Source organism: Brevundimonas sp. FV1ye4L (assembly GCF_058681255.1).
This window is the reverse complement of sequence record NZ_CM178734.1, coordinates 306,272-325,357: the sequence shown is the minus strand read 5'-3', so window position 1 is coordinate 325,357 and position 19,086 is coordinate 306,272. Positions and strand designations below refer to the sequence as shown.

Genomic DNA, 19,086 nt, shown 5'->3' with positions numbered 1-19,086 from the left:
AGCGGACCTCCACCGGATTCCGCGACGTCTATTCGCAGGGCGCGCCGAAGCCCGGCGCGCGTAACGCCAACAGGATGGACGACCGCTCCGCCTGGGTGATGGAGCCTGACCGTTCCAGGACGCAGCCGACCGCGGTGTTCGAGTTCGGGGCCAGCAGGCCGTAGGTCAGACCTTCGGCCTCCAGTCGGGCCTGGGCGGCTTTCAGGGCCTCGACCGCCTCGGCGACGCGGGCCGGGTCTCTGGTGATCCGCGTCATCTCGTGCAGGGCCTCGCCCGAACTGGGGAAGTCATAGGCCTCAGGCGTATAGGGGGCGATCTCGGCCGAGAGACGGTCGGGGTGATCCGTGACGCCGAACTTGGCGTTCTGGCTGGCGGAAAAAGCGATGGCCGGGCCCGTCTGCGGCACGACCAGAATGTAGGCGTGGCGCGGAAACAGCAGATAGTGGGCCATGTATTTGGTCACGGGCACCAAAGGCAGGCGATCCGGCCCCAGGGCATGGGCGCCGACGTAGACGCCGGACGGCAGGCTGCGCGCGTCGATCCGTCCGTTCAGCTTCAGGATCCGGTCCACCATCACATCGTCCAGCAGGAAGACCCCGTCCTCGGCCTCCCGCTCCAGATAGGCTTGGATGGCGGCGGTGTCGGGCGCGGGGCCGAGGTCGCGGCCATAGACGGTCGGAAAGGCCGTAGGCGACATGGGCTGGCCGTCGGGCGGGCTGAACCACAGGACGCGCAGTTCGTGGACGGTGCGCGACAGCGGCTCGTCGCCGCGAAAGGTCGAAAGGCTGAGCGCCAGGTTCACCGCGGCGAACAGGGCGACGAAGCCGCCGATCCCCTGCCCCGCGATCACCGCCCAGCGGCGCCACCCGCGCAAGGGGTGACGGGCGTGGCGCACCCTTTCCAGCAGACGGCGCGCGCGCGCGGGCTTGTCCGACATGAGTTTCCCCAACCGTTCAGGCGCAAGAAATGCGCCTGAACGGTCAAGGTTGCATCAGACCCGCAGGACGACCGTCTCGACGATGGGACGGCGATCCCAGATCTGCTGGCTGGCCTTCTTCAACACGCGAGCAACGGCCTGTTCGATGACCATTTCGTCGTCCAGGGCGTCGCCCTTCAGGCCCTTGACCACCTGTTCGACGCGCTCGGCCAGCTTGTCCAAAGCATCCCCCAGCGGCGTGGCGGTGTCGCCGGGCAGGCCGACGCTGCGGATATCGATGTCGCTGGCGATGCGGCCGCGCTTGTCCAGGGCGAAGCTGACGATCAGCACGCCGTTGGTCGAGGCGTGGCGGCGTTCCTTTAGGGCCTCGCCCTGTTCGGTCACCAGCATGCCGCCGTCGACGTACAGGCGGCCGTTCGGCACCTCGTCGATGATCTTGGCCGGCCCGGGGGCCAGGCGCACCATGTCGCCGTTGCGCGGCGTCACGGTTTCCTTGACGCCAATGTCCTTGGCCAGATTGGCGTGTTCCAGCAGGAAACGACGCACGCCATGGGTCGGCACCGCGATCTGCGGCCGCACCCATTCGTACATCTGCTTCAACTCGTCGCGGCACGGGTGGCCCGAGACGTGGATGCCGGGGTGGTCCTTCTCGGTGTAGAGGCGCACGCCCCGGTCCGCGAGACGATCCTGCAGATTACCGATGGCCAGTTCGTTGCCGGGAATTTGGCGCGACGAGAAGATGCAGTGGTCGCCCAGGCCCAGTTTGACGACCGGATGAGTGCCGTCGGCGACGCGCGACAGGGCCGCCCTCGCCTCGCCCTGGCTGCCGGTGCACAGATACAGGATCTGGTCGGCGGGCCAGACGCGGGCCTCTTCGTCCGACAGGAAGGGTTTGACGTCCTGGAGCATGCCGACGTGTTTGGCCGCCGCCGTGATCCGGTGCATCGAACGGCCGGCCAGGGACACGCGACGACCGCAGGCTTCGGCGGCGCGGATGACGCTGTCCATCCGGGCGACGTTGGAGGCGAAACAGCCCACGGCGACCCGGCCCTTGAGGCTGGAGATCAGTTTGGTGATGGCGACGGCCACATCGCCTTCGGACCCGGCGACGCCCGGCACGAAGACATTGGTCGAGTCGCAGACCATGGCCAGCACGCCCTCGTCGCCCATGGCGCGAATAGCGGGGGCGTCGGTCTTCTCGCCGATGATCGGCTGGTCGTCGATCTTCCAGTCGCCGGTGTGGAACACCACGCCCAACGGGGTGTCGATGGCCAGGCCGCTCGGCTCGGCGATCGAATGGCTCATATTGACGAAGGTCACGCCGAACGAGCCGATGTCGACGGTCCCGCCCAGCGGCACCTCGATCAACTGCACCTCGTCCAGGATGCCGCGTTCGCGCAGCTTGTCCCGGATCAGATAGGCGGTGAAGGGGGTGGCGTAGATCGGCGCCTTGATGCGCGGCCACAGCCAGCCCAGGGCGCCGATATGGTCTTCGTGCGCGTGGGTGAGGACGATACCCTTGATCGTCTCGCCTTCCAGATAGGAAGGATCGGGCACGATCACGTCCACGCCGGGCGTGGACAGGTCGCCGAAGGTAACGCCGACATCGACGATCAGCCATTCACGATTGGCCTCTGGCCCGAAGCCATAGGCGTTGAGGTTCATACCGACCTCGTCCGAGCCGCCCAGCGGCAGGAAAACGAGTTCGTCTTGGGTTTGCTTTTTCATTCAGTCAGTCATTTGGGCGTTACGACGCCAGATTTCCAGGAGGCCGCGAATAGTCAGGTCGGGATCGAAGTGATCGATGCTGTCGGTCGCGCCTTCGAACAGGCTGGCGACGCCGCCGGTTCCGATGACGGTCATGGGCCGCGCCCATTCCGCCTTGATGCGCGCGACCAAGCCTTCGATCAACGAAATATAGCCCCAGAAGACGCCGGACTGCATGGCCTCGACCGTGCCCTTGCCGATCACGTGTTCGGGCTTCTGAATGGCGATGCGGGGCAGTTTGGCCGCCGCCTCGTGCAGGGCCTGGAGCGACAGATTGATGCCGGGGGCGATCAGGCCGCCCTCGAACGCGCCATCGTCGGCGACGATGTCGAAGGTGGTGGCCGTGCCGCTGTCGATAACGATCAGATCGCCGGGATAGACCAGCTTAGCCCCGATGGCGTTGACCAGGCGGTCGGCGCCGGCCTCGCTGGGCTTGGCGATGCGGACGTCGATGCCCAGCTCGGCGTTCTCGCCGATGACCAGGGGTTCGATGTTCAGATAACGGCGCGCCAGATTGCGCAGGTTGAAGATCGACTGGGGCACGACGCTGGAGATGATACAGCCGGTCAGGGCGCCGAAGGCCAGACCCTTCATGACCATCAGCTGGTTCAGCCAGACGGCGTATTCGTCGGCGGTGCGGCTGGCCTCGGTGGCGGCGCGCCACTGGGCGATCCAGTCCGTCCCGTCGTGAACGGCGAACAGCGTATTGGTGTTGCCCTGTTCGATGGCGAGCAGCATCACGCGGCCTTGCCGAAGAAGACGTCGCCGGCCGAAATCAGGCGAACCGAACCGTCGGCCAGACGCAGGCGTAAGGCCCCGTCAGGCTCCACCCCCTCGGCCAGGCCCTCGATCGTTTCGTTGTCCAGACGCGCGGTGCACGGGCCGTTCAGCCCGGTCAGACGACTGGTCCAGGCGTCCAGAACCGGCTCGAAGCCCATCGTCTGCCAGCGCCCCCACCAGACGGCGAAGGTCTCGGCCAATATCTCGGCGGCGGCCTCAACCGGCGGCGCGAAGGCGAGGTCCTCGCGCAGCTTTTCCGCGATCGCCGCCGAGGCCTTCTCGGTTCCCTCGGGCGCATGGGTCAGGTTGACGCCGATCCCGACGGCCAGCCAAAGCCCCCCGGACGCGTGTGCGCCGCTTTCCACCAGGATGCCGCACGCCTTGCGACCGTCCAGCAGGACGTCGTTCGGCCATTTGATCGAGACCAGGGCAGGCGAGACGAAGACGTCCAACAGGTCGGCGACGGCCAGGGCGGCGATGAAGGTCGCCTGAGCCGCCTCACGCGGCGTCGCATGAACCCTGATCAGCAAGGTCGCGGCCAGATTGCCGGGCTTGTCCACCCAGCTCCGACCACGGCGGCCACGCCCCGCCGTCTGGCGGCGCGCGATGATCCACTTCGGGCCGACCTCGCCTGCCTCCGCCAGCCGCCGGGCTTCCGACAGCGTCGAGTCGACCTCGTCGAGAATGACCAGGGGGGCGGGCGTCAACGCCCTAACCGTTCCCGAAGCCGGCGCTCGCAACCTTGGTCAGCGGCTCCAGCCAGGTCAGACCGACGATCACCAGCGGGAAGGCGAAGGCGGCGCAGGCCCAGCCAATGATGCTGGTTTCGGGCGAGGACTTGTCCATCTGGATGTCGTCTACGGGTGCGTCGAACCACATAAGCTTGATGATCCGCAGGTAGTAGAAGGCGGCGACGACCGAGGCGACCAGACCGGCGGCGGCCACTGGCCACAGACCGGCGTCGGCGGCGGCGCCGAAGACATAATACTTGCCCCAGAAGCCCGAGAACGGCGGCATGCCCAGGACCGACAGCGACAGGATGGTCAGGGCGACGGCCGTGACCGGACGGTCCTTCTTCAGACCAGCCAGATCGGCGATGCGGCGGATCGGACGGCCCGACTTGGACAGGCTGAGCAGGATGGCGAAGAAGCCGAGCTGATCGATGACATACAGGGTCATGAACATCAGCATCGCCTGCAGGCCTTCGCTGGTGCCGGCCGCGATGCCCAACAGGGCGTAGCCGATGTTGGCGATCGACGAATAGGCCAGCAGGCGCTGGATGTCCTTCTGGGCCAGACCGCCGAAGGCGCCGACGACGAAGCTGAGCAGGGAAATGGCGACCAGGACCTGCGACCACTGGGCGTGGGCCTCGCTGAAGCCGCCCTCCAGGGCGCGGGCGATCAGGACCATGGCGGCGACCTTGGGGGCCGTGGCGAACAGGGCCACGACCGGCGTCGGCGCACCCTCGTAGACGTCGGGCGTCCACATGTGGAAGGGCGCGGCCGAGACCTTGAACGCCAGACCGCAGATCAGGAAGACCAGACCGAACACCAGGCCGGGGCCCGGATTGTTCTGGGCGAAGGCGGCGATGTCCTCGAACCGCATCGAACCGGCGAAACCGTAGATCAGGCTGGAGCCGTACAGCAGCAGGCCCGACGACAGGGCGCCTAGGACGAAATACTTCAGGCCCGCTTCCGACGCCTTGACGTCGTCGCGGTGGAAGGCGGCCAGGACGTACAGGGCCAGCGAGTGCAACTCGATGCCGACATACATGGAGATCAGGTCGCCCGAGGACGCCATCATCCCCATGCCGACCGAGGCCAGCACGATCAGGACCGGATATTCGAACTTGGCGATGTGCGTGCGCTTCATCCAGCCGTCGCCGAGGATGATGGCCACGGCGGCGGACAGATAGATGACGCTCTTGCCGTAGATGGCCAGCGGATCGGCCACATAGGCGCCGTTGAAGGCGACGCCCCACGGTCCCATGAAGGCGATGACGGCGGCGGCGATCAGCAGCAGGACCGAGAGGATGGACACCAGCCGGGCGCTCTTGTCGCCGATGAAGGCGCCGACCATCAGCAGGACCAGGGCGCCGACCGCAAGGGTCAGCTCCGAGGCGGCGAGGTGCAGGGCGGAGGACAGATCAGGCATGCTTGGTCTCACCCGCCGATCGCGACGCGATAGGCATTGGTCAGGGCCTCGACGGCGGGCCCGGTGTAATCGAGGACGGCGGCCGGATGGACGCCCAGCCACAGGGTGCCGAGGATCAACGGCACGAACAGCGCAAGCTCACGCTTGTCGATGTCGGCGATGGTCATCAGCTTCGGATTGGTGATCTCGCCGAACATGACCGAACGATACAGGGTCAGGGCGTAGACCGCCGAGAAGATGACGCCCGAGGCCGCGACAAGGGCCGCCCAGGTCGAGGCCTGATAGGCGCCCGTCATGGTCAGGACTTCGCCGATGAAGCCCGAGGTGCCCGGCAGGCCGACGTTGGCCATGGTGAACATCAGGAAGATGGCGGCGAACCAGGGCATGCGCGAGGTCAGGCCGCCGTAGAAGGCGATCTCACGCGTATGCATCCGGTCGTAGACCACGCCGACACAGAGGAACAGCGCGCCCGAGATCAGACCGTGGCTGATCATCTGGAAGACGGCGCCCTGCATGCCCTGGTCGTTGCCCGCGAAGATGCCCAGGGTGACGAAGCCCATGTGAGCGACCGAGGAATAGGCGATCAGCTTCTTGATGTCCGTCTGACGCCAGGCGACCAGCGAGGTGTAGACGATGGCGATCACCGACAGGGTGAAGACCAGCGGGCGGAACATCTCGGACGCGACCGGGAACATGGGCACGTTGAACAGGATGAAGCCGTAACCGCCCAGCTTCAGCAGGATGCCGGCCAGGATGACCGAACCCGCCGTCGGCGCCTGAACGTGGGCGTCGGGCAGCCAGGTGTGAACCGGCCACATCGGCATCTTCACCGCGAAGGAGGCAAAGAAGGCCAGCCACAGCAGGGGCTGAACCGCCGGGTCGAAGGCGTATTGCTTCAGTTCCGGGATGCTGGTGGTGCCGGCGGTGTGCGACATCCACAGCATGGCCAGCAGCATCAGCACCGATCCGAGCAGGGTGTAGAGGAAGAACTTGTAGGCGGCGTAGATCCGGTTGGCGCCGCCCCAGATGCCGATGATCAGGAACATCGGCACCAGGGTGCCTTCGAAGAAGATGTAGAAGAGATACAGGTCCAGCGCCGTGAAGACGCCGATGACCAGGGTCTCGAGCACCAGGAAGGCGATCATATATTCGACGACGCGCGTCTCGATCGATTTCCAGCTGGCCAGGATGCAGATCGGCATCAGGAAGGCCGTCAGCAGGACGAACAGGATCGAAATCCCGTCTACGCCGAGATGATAGCTGGCCCCGGCGAACCAGGGGACCATTTCAACGAACTGGTATCCAGGGTTCGACGGATCGAAACCGGCGACCAGCACGACCGACACGCCCAGCACCACCAGGGTCGTCAGCAGAGCGATCCAGCGCGCGGCCGGGGCGGCGGCGTCCTGGGTCTTGGACGCCAGCCGGGCGAGGAAGATCGCCAGGGCGCCGACCAGCGGCAGGAATGTAACGAGGCTCAGGATGTAGGGCACGGGCTCAGACTCCCCACGCGAAGATGGCGAAGGTGAGCAGACCGGCCACCCCGAGCAGCATCACGAAGGCATAGTAATAGAGGAAACCGGACTGGAACTTGGACAGCCAGCCGGCCGATTTCAGCGACGCCCAGGCGGCGCCGTTGGGGCCGAGGCCGTCGATGATCTTCACGTCGAAGATCTTCCAGAAGAAGTCGCCGATGGCCTTGAAGCCGCGCACGAAGACGAAGTCGTACAGCTCGTCGAAATACCACTTGTTGTAGAGGAAGCGGTAGATCGCGCCGTCTCGCTCGGCCATGCGACGGCCCATGCCCTCGCGAGCGACATAGATCCAGTAGGCGAAGGCCGTGCCGGTCAGGGTCAGGATCAGCGGCGACCACTTCACCCAGGTCGGGACGTCGTGGCTCTCGTGGAGCACATGGTTGTGCTCACCGGTGAAGATGGCTCCACGCCAGAACTCGTGTTCGTGGTGGCCGATTAAGTGCGGCGCGAACACGAAGCCTGCGGCGACGGCGCCGACCGACAGCAGGATCAGCGGCACCAGCATGACCCAGGGGCTCTCGTGCGGGTGCAGCGGGCCGTGGTGGCCGTGATCGTCATGAGCATGGTCGTCATGGGCGTGCGAATCCGCGACCGGCTCGGAATGGGTTTCCAGCTGGGCGTGCGAAGCGTGGTCGTCCTCATGATGGGCGTCGCCCTCTTCCTTCCACACCGGCTTGTTGTGGAAGGTCATGAAGATCAGACGCCAGGAATAGTAGGCCGTCAGACCGGCCGCGATCAGGCCGATGCAGAAGGCGAACATGCCGACCGCCGAATGACCCGAAGCGGCCGAGGCGAAGGCGCTCTCGATGATCGAGTCCTTCGAATAGAAGCCCGCGAAGCCGCCGACGCCGGGGATGCCCAGGCCGGTGATGGCGATGGTGCCGATGGTCATGACGGCATAGGTGATCGGCAGCAGCTTCCAGAGCCCGCCCATCTTCCGCATGTCCTGCTCGTGGTGCATGCCGTGGATCACCGAACCGGCGCCCAGGAACAGCAGAGCCTTGAAGAAGGCGTGGGTGAACAGGTGGAACATGGCCGATTGATAGGCGCCGACGCCCGCCGCGAAGAACATGTAGCCCAGCTGCGAACAGGTCGAATAGGCGATGACCCGCTTGATGTCGTTCTGGGTCAGGCCGACCGTGGCGGCGAACAGGGCCGTGATCGCGCCGATGATGGCGATGATCTGCGACGCGCCGGGGGCGTACTCATAGATGGGCGACAGCAGGCAGACCATATAGACGCCGGCGGTCACCATGGTGGCGGCGTGGATCAGGGCCGAGACCGGGGTCGGGCCTTCCATCGCGTCCGGCAGCCAGGTGTGCAGGAAGAACTGGGCCGACTTGCCCATGGCGCCGATGAACAGCAGGAAGCCGGCCAGGTCGAGCGCGGACCACTGGACGCCCAGGAACTCCCAGGTCGTGCCGGCCTTGGTCGCCACCAGCGGGAACAGTTCGGCGAACTCGATCGTGCCGTACATCCAGAAGATGGTGATGATGCCCAGGACGAAGCCGAAGTCGCCTACCCGGTTGACGACGAAGGCCTTGATGGCGGCGGCGCTGGCGGTCGGCTTCTTGAACCAGAAGCCGATCAGCAGATAGGAGGCCAGACCCACGCCTTCCCAGCCGAAGAAGATCTGCATGAAGTCGGCGGCCGTCACCAGCGCCAGCATCATGAAGGTGAACAGGGACAGATAGGCGAAGAAGCGCGGCCGGCTGTCGTCCTCGGCCATATAGCCCCAGGAATACAGGTGAACCAGTGACGAGACGCTGGTGACCACGATCAGCATGGTCGCCGAAAGGGCGTCGATTCGGATCGACCAGGCCGACTGGAAGTCGCCCACATTGATGAAGGGCGCCAGGCGGATGGTGAAGGGCTCGAGATGGCCCCAGGTCCACTGGCCGAACACCGTCCAGGCCACGGCGCACGAGAAGAACAGCAGGCCGGTCGTGATGGTCTGCGACGGGATATTGCCGATCCGGCGGCCGAACAGGCCGGCGACGGTCGCGCCCAGCAGCGGGGCGAAGATCCCGAGAATGATCAGGGTGTGGAGGTTCACGCTCAGCCCTTCATCACGGAGGCGTCGTCGACGGCGATGTCGCCGCGGTTACGGAAGAAGGTCACCAGGATGGCCAGGCCGACGGCGGCCTCGGCCGCGGCGACGGTCAGGACGAACATGGCCATGATCTGCCCGCTGATGTCGTTCAGATAGGTCGAGAAGGCGACGAAGTTGATGTTCACGGCCAGCAGGATCAGCTCGATCGACATCAGGATGATGATGACGTTCTTGCGGTTCACGAAGATGCCGAAGACCCCGATGGTGAACAGGATCGCCGCCACGCTGAGATAATGGATGAGACCGATGTCCATCAGAGAAGCTCCTCGGGCGTCACGCCCTGCCCGGTCGGAACCGACTTGATCTCCATCGCCTTGGCGGCGGAGCGGTTGACTTGGTCCGAAATGTTCTGGCGCTTGATGTGCGGCTTGTGGCGCAGGGTCAGGGTGATGGCCCCGATCATGGCGATCAGCAGCACGATGCCGGCGGCTTGGAAGAAGTAGATATAGTCGGTGTAGAGCACCCGGCCGATGGCCTCGACATTGCTCATGTCGGGATCGGGCGCGCCGGGTCCGGTCAGGCCGGCGGTCGCCCCGCCCTGGATCACCGCGCTGGACACCACGATCATCTCGGCCAGCAGCACGGCCGCGACGACGCCGCCGATCGGCAGATATTTGGCGTAGCCCTCACGCAGCTTCAGGAAGTCGACGTCCAACATCATGACGACGAACAGGAACAGCACCGCCACGGCGCCGACGTAGACGACGACCAGCAGCATGGCCAGGAACTCGGCCCCCAGCAGGACGAACAGACCCGCCGCCGAGAAGAAGGCGAGGATCAACCACAGCACGCTGTGCACCGGATTGCGCGCGGTCACGACCAGGAGGCCGGACACCACGGCGGTCGCCGCCAGCAGATAGAAGGCAATGCCTTGCAGCATGTCGGGACGAAGCCCCTTTCGTCTCGGCCGCGACCCCAGTTTGGGAATCGCTGACCCGTTAGCGTGAGCGCCTTAGCGGTAAGGCGCGTCGAGTTCCAGATTCTTGGCGATCTGCCGTTCCCAGCGATCCCCGTTGTCGAGCAGTCGGGCCTTGTCGAACAGCAGCTCCTCGCGCGTTTCGACGGCGAATTCGGAGTTCGGCCCCTCGACGATGGCGTCCACCGGGCAGGCCTCCTGGCACAGGCCGCAATAGATGCACTTGACCATGTCGATGTCGTAGCGGGTCGTGCGGCGGCTGCCGTCGGCGCGCGGTTCGGCCTCGATGGTGATAGCCTGGGCGGGGCAGATGGCCTCGCACAGCTTGCAGGCGATGCACCGCTCTTCGCCGTTCGCATAGCGGCGCAGGGCGTGCTCGCCGCGGAACCGCGGCGACTGCGGGTTTCGCTCGAACGGATAGTTCACGGTCGCCTTGGGGCGAGCCATGTACTTCAGGGTCAGGCCGATGGCGCCGATGGCATCGAGCATCATCGCGCCCTTTGCGGCCTGGGCGATACGAGTGAACATCAGAAGCGATCCTCTGGCGCCGGGGCGCCGTTGGTTGAAGTCTTGGTCGGTGCGGCCTGGGAAGCGGCCTTGGTCTGGGCGTCGCGCCATTCACGCTCGATGCGTTCCTGACGGCGTTCCCACTGATAGCCGGACTCGGGCATGCGCGTATCGGGCGCACAGGCTGTGATCACGGGTGCGAGGACCAGCAGCAGCAGGCTCATACGGCTCATGCCCCGCCTCCCCGCAGCACGTCCTTGCAGTCCATCGTCTTATAGCGCGGGTCGTCCCGGCTCATCATCCGGCACAGGTTGACCCGTTCGCCGCCGCGACGCACGTCATCCTCGCGCCGCTCCATCGACGCGACCGGATCGGTCGGCGCCGGAGCGGCGATGGGCGCGAAGGTGCAGGCGACGAGGCCCCACGACGCGACCAGGGCCAGGATGACGGCGCGTGGGTTCATCTACGCACCCACCGCGAAGACGCGCCAGGCGGCGGTGATGACCACGGCCACCAGCGACGCGGGCAGGAAGACCTTCCAGCCCAGGCGCATCAGCTGGTCGTAGCGGTAGCGCGGCACGAAAGCCTTCACCAGGGCGATGGCCAGGAACCAGAAGACGGTCTTGGTGACGAAGGTCAGCAGATAGATGGTGTAGGCGATCCAGGCCGGCAGATCGTCCAGCGTCTCCTGAGACAGGAAGCCGGGGTTCCAGCCGCCGAAGAACAGGATGCTCATCATCGCCGACATGAAGACGATGTTGACGTACTCGCCCATCATGAACAGCAGATAGGTGGTCGAGCTGTATTCGACCTGATAGCCGGCCACGAGCTCGGATTCCGCTTCCGGCAGGTCGAACGGCGGGCGGTTGGTTTCCGCCAAGGCCGAGACGAAGAAGACGATCGACATCGGGAACAGGATCAAGATCAGGGGCCAGGTGCCCTGCCCGCCGCCGAAGGCGTACCAGTTCCAGAAATAGCCGCTCTGGCCCTCGACGATCTCCGACAGATTCATCGTGCCGGCCAGCAGGATCACATTGATGATGATCAGGCCCAGCGAGACTTCATAGGACACCATCTGCGCCGCCGAACGCAGCGATCCCAGGAACGGATACTTCGAGTTCGAAGCCCAGCCGCCCATGATGATGCCGTACACGCCCAGCGACGAGACCGCGAAGATGTACAGGATGCCGACGTTCAGGTCGGACACCACCCAGCCCGGCGCGAACGGGATCACAGCCCAGGCCATGAAGGCCAGGATGACGGTGATGATCGGCGCCAGAATGAAGACCGCCTTGTCGGCGCCGGAGGGGATGACCACCTCCTTCAGCACGAACTTCAGCATGTCGGCGAAGGATTGCAGCAGGCCGAAGGGGCCGACCACGTTCGGTCCCTTGCGCATCTGCACCGAGGCCCAGACCTTGCGGTCGGCCAGAAGCAGGAAGGCCACGGCGATCAGCACGCCGACCGTAATCAGCAGGATCTGACCGACGGTGATCAGCGTCCAGCCGCCGGCAGAAGTCCAGAACGCAGGCGGAATGAGCCCCCAAGCCTTGACGAGACCAAAGCCGATGGCGGCCAGAGCAACCAGCACCAATGCGCCGATCACGATCGCCAGCAGCGGATTTTTCTTTTGGACAGGAAGAACGTCGGTCATCGGTTATTCTGCCGCCATCGCGACCGGGGCAATCCGCAGGGCGGACAGCTCGGCCATGGTCGCGCTGGCGCGCGCGATCGGGTTGGAAAGATAGGGGTCCGAAATCGCCGAGGCGAAGACCCGGTCGCCCAGGTCGCCCTTGACGCCCAGCTTGGACGGATCGAAGGCGGCCGGCGTCGGCAGATAGTCGATCCGGCCGAAGGTCGGATGATCGGCCATCAGCTTGGCGCGCAGCTGGTCCAGGGTGTCGTACGGCAGGGTCTGGTCGACACGGGCGGACAGGGCGCGGATGATGGCCCAGTCTTCCTTGGCCTCGCCCTTGGGGAAGACGACGCGTTCGGCCATCTGCACCCGGCCCTCGGTGTTGACGTAAAGGCCCGACTTCTCGGTATAGGCCGCGCCCGGCAGGATGACGTCGGCGCCGTGCGCGCCGCGGTCGCCGTGGCTGCCCAGATAGACGCGGAAGGCGTTCGAACCAGTGGGATCGACCTCATCGGCGCCCAGCAGGAACAGCACGTCCAGCGCGCCCGGCTTCAGCATGTCCGCTGCCGTCAGACCGCCTTCGGTCGGCACAAAGCCCATGTCCAGACCGCCGACGCGCGCGGCGGCGTGGTGCAGGACGTTGAAGCCGTTCCAGCCTTCGCCGATGACGCCGACCTTCTTGGCCAGGGCGCCTAGGGCGTTCAGGACGGCCGCGCCGCCCTCCCCGTTCAGCGCGCCCGAGCCGACGATGATCGCCGGACGCTCCGCCTTGGTCAGGAAGTCCATCGCCGACTTCGGCAGCTTGGCCAGGGTCTTCGACCCGGCGCCCAGATAGGCGTAGTCGAAGGTCAGGTCGGCCTGTTCGCCGATGACGCCGATCTCGACCCCGCCCTTGATCCAGCTCTTGCGCAGGCGGGCGTTCAGCAGCGGCGCCTCGATGCGCGGGTTGACGCCCACGATCAGGATGGCGTCCGCCTTTTCAATGCCTTCGAGGCCGGAGTTGAACAACCAGCTCTCGCGCGGGCCATAGCCGAGCGCGGCGCCGTCCTGGCGGCAGTCGGTGTTCTTGGACCCCAGGGCGCGGAACAGGTCCAGGGTCGCCTTCATCGACTCGGCGTCCTGCAGGTCGCCGGCGATCACGCCGATCCGGTCGGCCGAAGCCGCCTTCAGCCGAGCGGCGACGGCGTCCAGGGCTTCGTTCCACGAGGCGGCGCGCAGCTTGCCGTTCTCGCGGATCCACGGGCGGTCCAGGCGGCGCGCGGTCAGGCCGTCGACGACATAGCGGCTCTTGTCCGACAGCCACTCCTCGTTGATGCCCTCGTTCACGCGCGGCAGAACCCGCATGACCTCGGAGCCGCGGAAGTCGGCGCGGATGTTCGAGCCCAGGGCGTCCATGACGTCGATGGTCTCGGTCTTCTTCAGTTCCCACGGACGATAGTGGTACTGCCAGGGCCGGTGCGTCAGGGCGCCGACCGGGCACAGGTCATTGACGTTGCCCGACAGTTCCGACCCGACCGACTTCTCCAGATAGGTGGTGATCTCGGCGTCTTCGCCGCGCGAGATCATGCCGATGTCCGGCACGCCGGCGACCTCGGTGATGAAGCGGACACAACGGGTGCACTGGATGCACCGCGTCATGAAGGTCTTGATCGTCGGACCCATGTTCTTTTCTTCGACCGCGCGCTTGTTCTCGGCATAGCGAGATCCATCGCGGCCATAGGCCATGGACTGGTCCTGAAGATCGCACTCGCCGCCCTGGTCGCAGATCGGGCAATCCAGCGGGTGGTTGATCAGCAGGAACTCCATCACGCCTTCCCGGGCCTTCTTGACCATCGGGGTGTCGGTGAAGATTTCCTGGCCTTCGGCGGCCGGCAGGGCGCACGAGGCCTGCGGCTTCGGCGGCCCGGGCTTCACCTCGACCAGGCACATGCGGCAGTTGCCGGCGATGGACAGGCGTTCGTGATAGCAGAAGCGCGGGATTTCCTGCCCGGCGCGCTCGGCGACCTGGAGCACGGTCATCCCGGGCTCGAACTCGACTTCGACGCCGTTGACCTTGGCGATGGGCATTATTCTCGAACTCCGCCGTAAGGGCTGTCTACCAGGGTCAGACGTGTCTCGACCCGTTCGATACGTTGATCCAGGCGATCCAGGCGACGATTGACGCCTGCAAGCCCTTCTTCGACGTGGGTGGTGCGGACCTTCAGGTCGTGCATGTCCTCGCCGAGCCGATCCATCTTGGTTTCCATCGACGTCAGACGTCCTTCGACGCGACGCAGGATCTGAAGAACGAGGTTGTCGGGTTCATCCGCCATCACCGCGCCTCCTCTTCTGCGGGAACGGCCAGTTCGGCCTGTTCCGTCGTCCCGTCCGGGAGCGTCTGAGTGACGGTGATTGCCTGACCGTCCATGACGTAGCGGATCACCGGGTCATCCGCCTGGTTCATCCAGCGAACGAGCGTGGCGTCAGGCAGATCGAGCGGTTTCCACACGATCAGGTCTTTCTCGACCCGGCAGTCGGCGCGCATCCGGCCGCCGTCGACCGGGGCGCGCCACGAGGCGTGGACCACCCCGCCGTCGACACCGTCGACGTCGATCGCCATCGGCGGCTGGCCGTGGATCGCGGCCAGACCGGCGCGGCAGACGCGGCGCAGATCGGCCGCGTTCAGAACCTCAGGCGCCGTCTGCACGGCGTCGGACGGTTTGGCCGCAGCCGCAACCTTTTCCGCAGGCGTGGGCGCAGCTTCGCGCTCGCCGCAAGCGGCGAGAGCCAAGGCTCCGATCACGATGGCGGACAAACGGCGCATTCCTACTCCGCAGCGATCGCGTGGCCGGCGAAGTTCGCGCGGCGGCTGCGGTAGTTGGCGATACGCTCTTCGATCTCGTGGCGGAAGTGACGGATCAGGCCCTGAACGGGCCAGGCGGCCGCGTCGCCCAAGGCGCAGATCGTGTGGCCCTCGACCTGACCGGCGACGTCCAGCAGCAGGTCAATTTCCGACGGATCGGCCTCGCCCACCGACATCCGCTCCAGCACGCGCCACATCCAGCCGGTGCCTTCGCGGCACGGCGTGCACTGGCCGCAGCTCTCGTGCTTGTAGAAATAGCTGATGCGCGCGATGGCCTTCACCAGGTCGGTGGAGTTGTCCATCACGATGACGGCGGCGGTGCCCAGGCCCGAACGCATTTCGCGCAGGCTGTCGAAGTCCATCAGCGCCGTCTCGGACATTTCGCGCGTGATCAGCGGCACGGACGAACCGCCCGGAATGATGGCCTTCAGATTGTCCCAGCCGCCGCGCACGCCGCCGCAGTGTTCTTCCAGCAGCTGCCGCAGCGGGATCGACATGGCCTCTTCGACCACGCAGGGCGCGTTCACATGGCCCGAGATGGCCATCAGCTTGGTGCCGGTGTTGTTCGGACGACCAAAGCCGGCGAACCAGCCGGCGCCGCGACGCAGGATGGTGCCGACGACGGCGATCGACTCGACGTTGTTCACCGTGGTGGGGCAGCCGTACAGGCCCGCGCCGGCCGGGAACGGCGGCTTCAGACGAGGCTGACCCTTCTTGCCCTCCAGCGATTCCAGCAGGGCGGTCTCTTCGCCGCAAATATAGGCGCCGGCGCCGTGGTGGATATAGACGTCGAAGTCCCAACCGTGGACGTTGTCCTTGCCGATCAGACGGGCCTCATAGGCCTGCTTGACCGCCGCCTCCATCCGCTCGCGCTCGAGCACATATTCGCCGCGCAGATAGATGTAGCAGGCGTGGGCCTGCATGGCGAAGGACGCGATCAGGCAGCCTTCGATCAGCAGCTGGGGATCATGACGCATGATCTCCCGGTCCTTGCAGGTGCCCGGCTCGGATTCGTCGGCGTTGACGACCAGGTAGTGAGGACGGTCCTTCACTTCCTTGGGCATGAAGGACCACTTCAGCCCGGTCGAGAAACCGGCGCCGCCACGGCCGCGCAGGCCGGACGCCTTGACGTTGTTGATGATCCAGTCGCGGCCAAGGTCCAGCATGTCCTTGGTGGCGTTCCAGGCGCCGCGCTTCTTCGCCCCGTCCAGCGTCCAGTCCTGGAAACCGTACAGGTTGGTGAAGATCCGGTCCTTGTCTTCGAGAATGCCGACCATCAGGCTGCTCCTCCGTCTACGCCGACGGGGGGGACCGAGAGCGGACTGGCGTTCGAGGCCGAGATCGCGCTGGCCGGGAGGCGGCTGACGCGGTTCAGGGCTGGGGTTGTTACGCGGTTCGGAAGCATCAGCAGGACCGGGTGAAGGCGTAGAAGGAGCGGTCGCGGGGGCGACCGAAGGGGATGTTGGCGGGGTTTGCGCCGATACGGGCCCGGCGCTCAGCGACAGACTGGCCGCGCCGGCCAGATTGACCAGCAATCGGCCCGTCCCGGCGGGGCTCCACCCGCCTCGGCCGCGCTTGGGCGCGCGGCGCCCTGCCCGTTTCTGATCCATCGACATGGCGCCCCCCGGCACGCTGCATCGAATTCATGGAAACATAATAGATCGACGGCGTCATGACGTTGCGCCTTCCAACTCGCGCATCCGGCGTTTGTGATGCCGATTGCGGGTGTAGATGGCGCCGATGACGCAGGCCCAGCCGAAGCCGAGCATGACGTAGGACAGGGTGAAGGCCCATTCGCCGAGGCCCGGCGTCCCCTGACGGGTCAGCAGGATCAGCATGGCCGCGCCGACCACGAGCGCGAGCCCGCCCGCGCGCAGGGGGCGCGCGACCTGGCGCAGCTCCTTGCGGTATGCGGCGCGGCCTTCGTCGCTGTCGAGGTCGGGTGCAGGCATCAGGCCGGGGCCTTCTCGACCGGCGCCGGATCGCTGTTGGGCAGTTTCTTGATCGGCTTGGCGGCCGAACCGTCATACAGTTTCGGATCCAGCAGGGTCTTGGCCCCGCCGGCCGGCTCGGACGTCGCACGGCCCTGATAGGAGCCCGGCTTGGGCGTCTTGCCGGCGGCGAAGTCGTCGATGATCTGGCCGATGGTTTCGGGCGTCAGGTCTTCGAAATAATAGTCGTTGATCTGTGCCATGGGCGCGTTCGAACAGGCGCCCAGGCATTCGACTTCCTGCCAGGTGAAACGGCCGTCGGCGGACAGATGGTCCTTGGGACCGATCTTCTCCTTGCAGACCTTCATCAGCTCATTGGCGCCGCGCAGCATGCACGGCGTGGTGCCGCACACCTGGATCAGGGCGGTCTTGCCGACCGGCTCCAGCATGAACATGGTGTAGAAGGTCGCGACCTCCAGCACCCGGATGAAGGGCATGCCCAGCAGTTCGCCGATGGCGCGGATGGCGGGCTCGGAGACCCAGCCTTCCTGCTTCTGCACCAGCCACAGGATCGGGATCACCGCCGACTGGCGGCGGTTTTCCGGATATTTCTTGATCCACCATTCGGCCTTGGCCTTGGTGTCCTTCGAAAAGGCGAACGAGGCCGGTTGTTCCTTGGCGAGACGACGAACGCTCATCGGTCCACTTCTCCGAAAACGATGTCGAGCGAGCCCAGGATGGCGGAGACGTCGGCCAGCTGGTGGCCGCGGTTCATCCAGTCCATCGCCTGCAGGTGACGGAAGCCCGGCGCCGAGATCTTGACGCGATAAGGTTTGTTGGTGCCGTCCGACACCAGATAGATGCCGAACTCGCCCTTGGGCGCTTCGACCGAGGCATAGACCTCGCCCTCGGGCGTCTTGAAGCCCTCGGTGTACAGCTTGAAGTGATGGATCAGGGATTCCATCGACCGCTTCATCTCGCCGCGACGCGGCGGAACGATCTTGTTGTCCTCGAGCATCACCGGTTCGCCGGGGCAGTTGCGCAGCTTGTGGATGCACTGCTCCATGATCCGCACAGACTGCTTCATCTCCTCGATGCGGCAGAGGTAACGATCCCAGCAGTCGCCGTTCTTGCCGACCGGAATATCGAACTCCAGCTCGGCATAGCACTCATACGGCTGCGACTTGCGCAGATCCCAGGCGATGTCCGAGCCACGCAGCATGACGCCGGTGAAGCCCCAGGCCAGGGCCTCTTCCTTGGACACCACGCCGATGTCGACGTTGCGCTGCTTGAAGATGCGGTTCTCGGTGACCAGGCTCTCGATATCGGCCAGGGCCTTGGGGAACTCCAGGCACCAGCGACCGATGTCGTCGATTAGGTCCATCGGCAGGTCCTGGTGGACGCCGCCGGGCCGGAAATAGTTGGCGTGCAGACGGGCGCCGCTGGCGCGCTCGTAGAAGACCATCAGCTTCTCGCGCTCTTCGTGTCCCCACAGCGGGGGCGTCAGGGCGCCGACGTCCATGGCCTGCATGGTCGCGTTCAGCAGGTGGTTCCCGATCCGGCCGATCTCCGAATAGAGGACGCGGATCAGCTGGGCCCGGTACGGAACCTCGATGCCGAGCAGCTTCTCGATGGCCAGGCAGAAGGCGTGTTCCTGGTTCATCGGCGCGACATAGTCGAGCCGGTCCAGATACGGCACGTTCTGCAGATAGGTGCGGGCCTCCATCAGCTTTTCGGTGCCGCGGTGCAGCAGGCCGATGTGAGGATCGACGCGTTCGACGATCTCGCCGTCCAGCTCCAGCACCAGGCGCAGCACGCCGTGCGCGGCCGGGTGTTGCGGACCGAAGTTGATGGTGAACTTGCGGTCGTCCATCGCCTTGGCATGGTCGGTGCGGTGATCGACCGGCATGTCCTCGAACGGATCGACGGCGCCGCCGCTGTTTGCGGACGCGGGGATGCGGACGTCGT

At 65.6% G+C, this 19,086-nt stretch carries 20 protein-coding genes; all 20 read right to left on the bottom strand.

What is annotated here, in order from left to right; all coding sequences use genetic code 11:
• Window positions 1–28 precede the first annotated feature (28 nt).
• Window positions 29–937, bottom strand: a complete 909-nt coding sequence (locus ACW17X_RS01535; protein WP_492099237.1) for a hypothetical protein — start codon at window positions 935–937, stop codon at window positions 29–31.
• A gap of 54 nt (window positions 938–991) precedes the next feature.
• A complete protein-coding gene (locus tag ACW17X_RS01530; RefSeq protein ID WP_492099235.1) occupies window positions 992–2,665 on the bottom strand; it encodes a ribonuclease J in 1,674 nt (557 codons plus the stop codon).
• Window positions 2,666–3,445 (bottom strand): type III pantothenate kinase, encoded by a 780-nt coding sequence (locus ACW17X_RS01525; RefSeq protein WP_492099232.1) that lies wholly within the window; start codon window positions 3,443–3,445, stop codon window positions 2,666–2,668.
• On the bottom strand, window positions 3,442–4,191 hold the full coding sequence (locus tag ACW17X_RS01520; RefSeq protein ID WP_492099231.1) for a biotin--[acetyl-CoA-carboxylase] ligase: 750 nt from the start codon (window positions 4,189–4,191) through the stop codon (window positions 3,442–3,444). The genes ACW17X_RS01525 and ACW17X_RS01520 overlap by 4 nt, the downstream gene beginning before the upstream one ends.
• A gap of 4 nt (window positions 4,192–4,195) precedes the next feature.
• Window positions 4,196–5,638 (bottom strand): NADH-quinone oxidoreductase subunit NuoN, encoded by a 1,443-nt coding sequence (gene nuoN, locus ACW17X_RS01515; protein ID WP_492099228.1) that lies wholly within the window; start codon window positions 5,636–5,638, stop codon window positions 4,196–4,198.
• 8 nt (window positions 5,639–5,646) lie between these two features.
• Entirely contained in the window at window positions 5,647–7,131 is a 1,485-nt protein-coding gene (locus tag ACW17X_RS01510; RefSeq protein WP_492099226.1) for an NADH-quinone oxidoreductase subunit M, read from the bottom strand.
• 4 nt (window positions 7,132–7,135) lie between these two features.
• Window positions 7,136–9,229, bottom strand: coding sequence for an NADH-quinone oxidoreductase subunit L (gene nuoL, locus ACW17X_RS01505; protein WP_492099224.1), 2,094 nt, complete (start codon window positions 9,227–9,229; stop codon window positions 7,136–7,138).
• A 2-nt stretch (window positions 9,230–9,231) separates the two neighbouring features.
• Window positions 9,232–9,540 (bottom strand): NADH-quinone oxidoreductase subunit NuoK, encoded by a 309-nt coding sequence (gene nuoK, locus ACW17X_RS01500; RefSeq protein WP_008264046.1) that lies wholly within the window; start codon window positions 9,538–9,540, stop codon window positions 9,232–9,234.
• The gene (locus tag ACW17X_RS01495) at window positions 9,540–10,166 is read right to left on the bottom strand and encodes an NADH-quinone oxidoreductase subunit J (RefSeq protein ID WP_492099222.1); all 627 of its coding nucleotides are present in this window, start codon (window positions 10,164–10,166) and stop codon (window positions 9,540–9,542) included. Before ACW17X_RS01495 ends, nuoK begins: the two co-directional genes overlap by 1 nt.
• Before the next feature lie 72 nt (window positions 10,167–10,238).
• Complete coding sequence (gene nuoI / locus ACW17X_RS01490) at window positions 10,239–10,730, bottom strand: NADH-quinone oxidoreductase subunit NuoI (protein WP_492099220.1); 492 nt, start codon at window positions 10,728–10,730, stop codon at window positions 10,239–10,241.
• Window positions 10,730–10,942, bottom strand: a complete 213-nt coding sequence (locus tag ACW17X_RS01485) for a hypothetical protein (protein WP_492087304.1) — start codon at window positions 10,940–10,942, stop codon at window positions 10,730–10,732. The genes nuoI and ACW17X_RS01485 overlap by 1 nt, the downstream gene beginning before the upstream one ends.
• Complete coding sequence (locus tag ACW17X_RS01480) at window positions 10,939–11,172, bottom strand: hypothetical protein (RefSeq protein ID WP_492099218.1); 234 nt, start codon at window positions 11,170–11,172, stop codon at window positions 10,939–10,941. Before ACW17X_RS01480 ends, ACW17X_RS01485 begins: the two co-directional genes overlap by 4 nt.
• Entirely contained in the window at window positions 11,173–12,246 is a 1,074-nt protein-coding gene (gene nuoH, locus ACW17X_RS01475) for an NADH-quinone oxidoreductase subunit NuoH (protein WP_492100425.1), read from the bottom strand. It lies immediately after the preceding gene.
• A 120-nt stretch (window positions 12,247–12,366) separates the two neighbouring features.
• The gene (gene nuoG / locus ACW17X_RS01470; RefSeq protein ID WP_492099216.1) at window positions 12,367–14,412 is read right to left on the bottom strand and encodes an NADH-quinone oxidoreductase subunit NuoG; all 2,046 of its coding nucleotides are present in this window, start codon (window positions 14,410–14,412) and stop codon (window positions 12,367–12,369) included.
• Window positions 14,412–14,657, bottom strand: a complete 246-nt coding sequence (locus ACW17X_RS01465; RefSeq protein WP_271165781.1) for a hypothetical protein — start codon at window positions 14,655–14,657, stop codon at window positions 14,412–14,414. Before ACW17X_RS01465 ends, nuoG begins: the two co-directional genes overlap by 1 nt.
• Window positions 14,657–15,148, bottom strand: a complete 492-nt coding sequence (locus ACW17X_RS01460; RefSeq protein WP_492099214.1) for a hypothetical protein — start codon at window positions 15,146–15,148, stop codon at window positions 14,657–14,659. The genes ACW17X_RS01465 and ACW17X_RS01460 overlap by 1 nt, the downstream gene beginning before the upstream one ends.
• A 2-nt stretch (window positions 15,149–15,150) precedes the next feature.
• Complete coding sequence (gene nuoF, locus ACW17X_RS01455; protein WP_492087309.1) at window positions 15,151–16,464, bottom strand: NADH-quinone oxidoreductase subunit NuoF; 1,314 nt, start codon at window positions 16,462–16,464, stop codon at window positions 15,151–15,153.
• Window positions 16,465–16,857: 393 nt separating this feature from the next.
• Entirely contained in the window at window positions 16,858–17,139 is a 282-nt protein-coding gene (locus ACW17X_RS01450; protein ID WP_271165785.1) for a hypothetical protein, read from the bottom strand.
• Complete coding sequence (nuoE, locus tag ACW17X_RS01445) at window positions 17,139–17,816, bottom strand: NADH-quinone oxidoreductase subunit NuoE (protein WP_271165786.1); 678 nt, start codon at window positions 17,814–17,816, stop codon at window positions 17,139–17,141. The genes ACW17X_RS01450 and nuoE overlap by 1 nt, the downstream gene beginning before the upstream one ends.
• The gene (locus ACW17X_RS01440) at window positions 17,813–19,027 is read right to left on the bottom strand and encodes an NADH-quinone oxidoreductase subunit D (protein WP_492100424.1); all 1,215 of its coding nucleotides are present in this window, start codon (window positions 19,025–19,027) and stop codon (window positions 17,813–17,815) included. Before ACW17X_RS01440 ends, nuoE begins: the two co-directional genes overlap by 4 nt.
• Window positions 19,028–19,086: the final 59 nt, after the last annotated feature.

Coding starts and splice junctions, on each gene's coding strand:
- ACW17X_RS01535 (WP_492099237.1), bottom strand. CDS start 937: ATGTCGGACAAGCCCGCGCGCGCGCGCCGTCTGCTGGAAAGGGTGCGC.
- ACW17X_RS01530 (WP_492099235.1), bottom strand. CDS start 2,665: ATGAAAAAGCAAACCCAAGACGAACTCGTTTTCCTGCCGCTGGGCGGC.
- nuoN (WP_492099228.1), bottom strand. CDS start 5,638: ATGCCTGATCTGTCCTCCGCCCTGCACCTCGCCGCCTCGGAGCTGACC.
- nuoK (WP_008264046.1), bottom strand. CDS start 9,540: ATGGACATCGGTCTCATCCATTATCTCAGCGTGGCGGCGATCCTGTTC.
- ACW17X_RS01495 (WP_492099222.1), bottom strand. CDS start 10,166: ATGCTGCAAGGCATTGCCTTCTATCTGCTGGCGGCGACCGCCGTGGTG.
- nuoI (WP_492099220.1), bottom strand. CDS start 10,730: ATGTTCACTCGTATCGCCCAGGCCGCAAAGGGCGCGATGATGCTCGAT.
- ACW17X_RS01485 (WP_492087304.1), bottom strand. CDS start 10,942: ATGAGCCGTATGAGCCTGCTGCTGCTGGTCCTCGCACCCGTGATCACA.
- ACW17X_RS01480 (WP_492099218.1), bottom strand. CDS start 11,172: ATGAACCCACGCGCCGTCATCCTGGCCCTGGTCGCGTCGTGGGGCCTC.
- nuoG (WP_492099216.1), bottom strand. CDS start 14,412: ATGCCCATCGCCAAGGTCAACGGCGTCGAAGTCGAGTTCGAGCCCGGG.
- ACW17X_RS01465 (WP_271165781.1), bottom strand. CDS start 14,657: ATGGCGGATGAACCCGACAACCTCGTTCTTCAGATCCTGCGTCGCGTC.
- ACW17X_RS01460 (WP_492099214.1), bottom strand. CDS start 15,148: ATGCGCCGTTTGTCCGCCATCGTGATCGGAGCCTTGGCTCTCGCCGCT.
- nuoF (WP_492087309.1), bottom strand. CDS start 16,464: ATGGTCGGCATTCTCGAAGACAAGGACCGGATCTTCACCAACCTGTAC.
- ACW17X_RS01450 (WP_271165785.1), bottom strand. CDS start 17,139: ATGCCTGCACCCGACCTCGACAGCGACGAAGGCCGCGCCGCATACCGC.
- nuoE (WP_271165786.1), bottom strand. CDS start 17,816: ATGAGCGTTCGTCGTCTCGCCAAGGAACAACCGGCCTCGTTCGCCTTT.
- ACW17X_RS01440 (WP_492100424.1), bottom strand. CDS start 19,027: ATGCCGGTCGATCACCGCACCGACCATGCCAAGGCGATGGACGACCGC.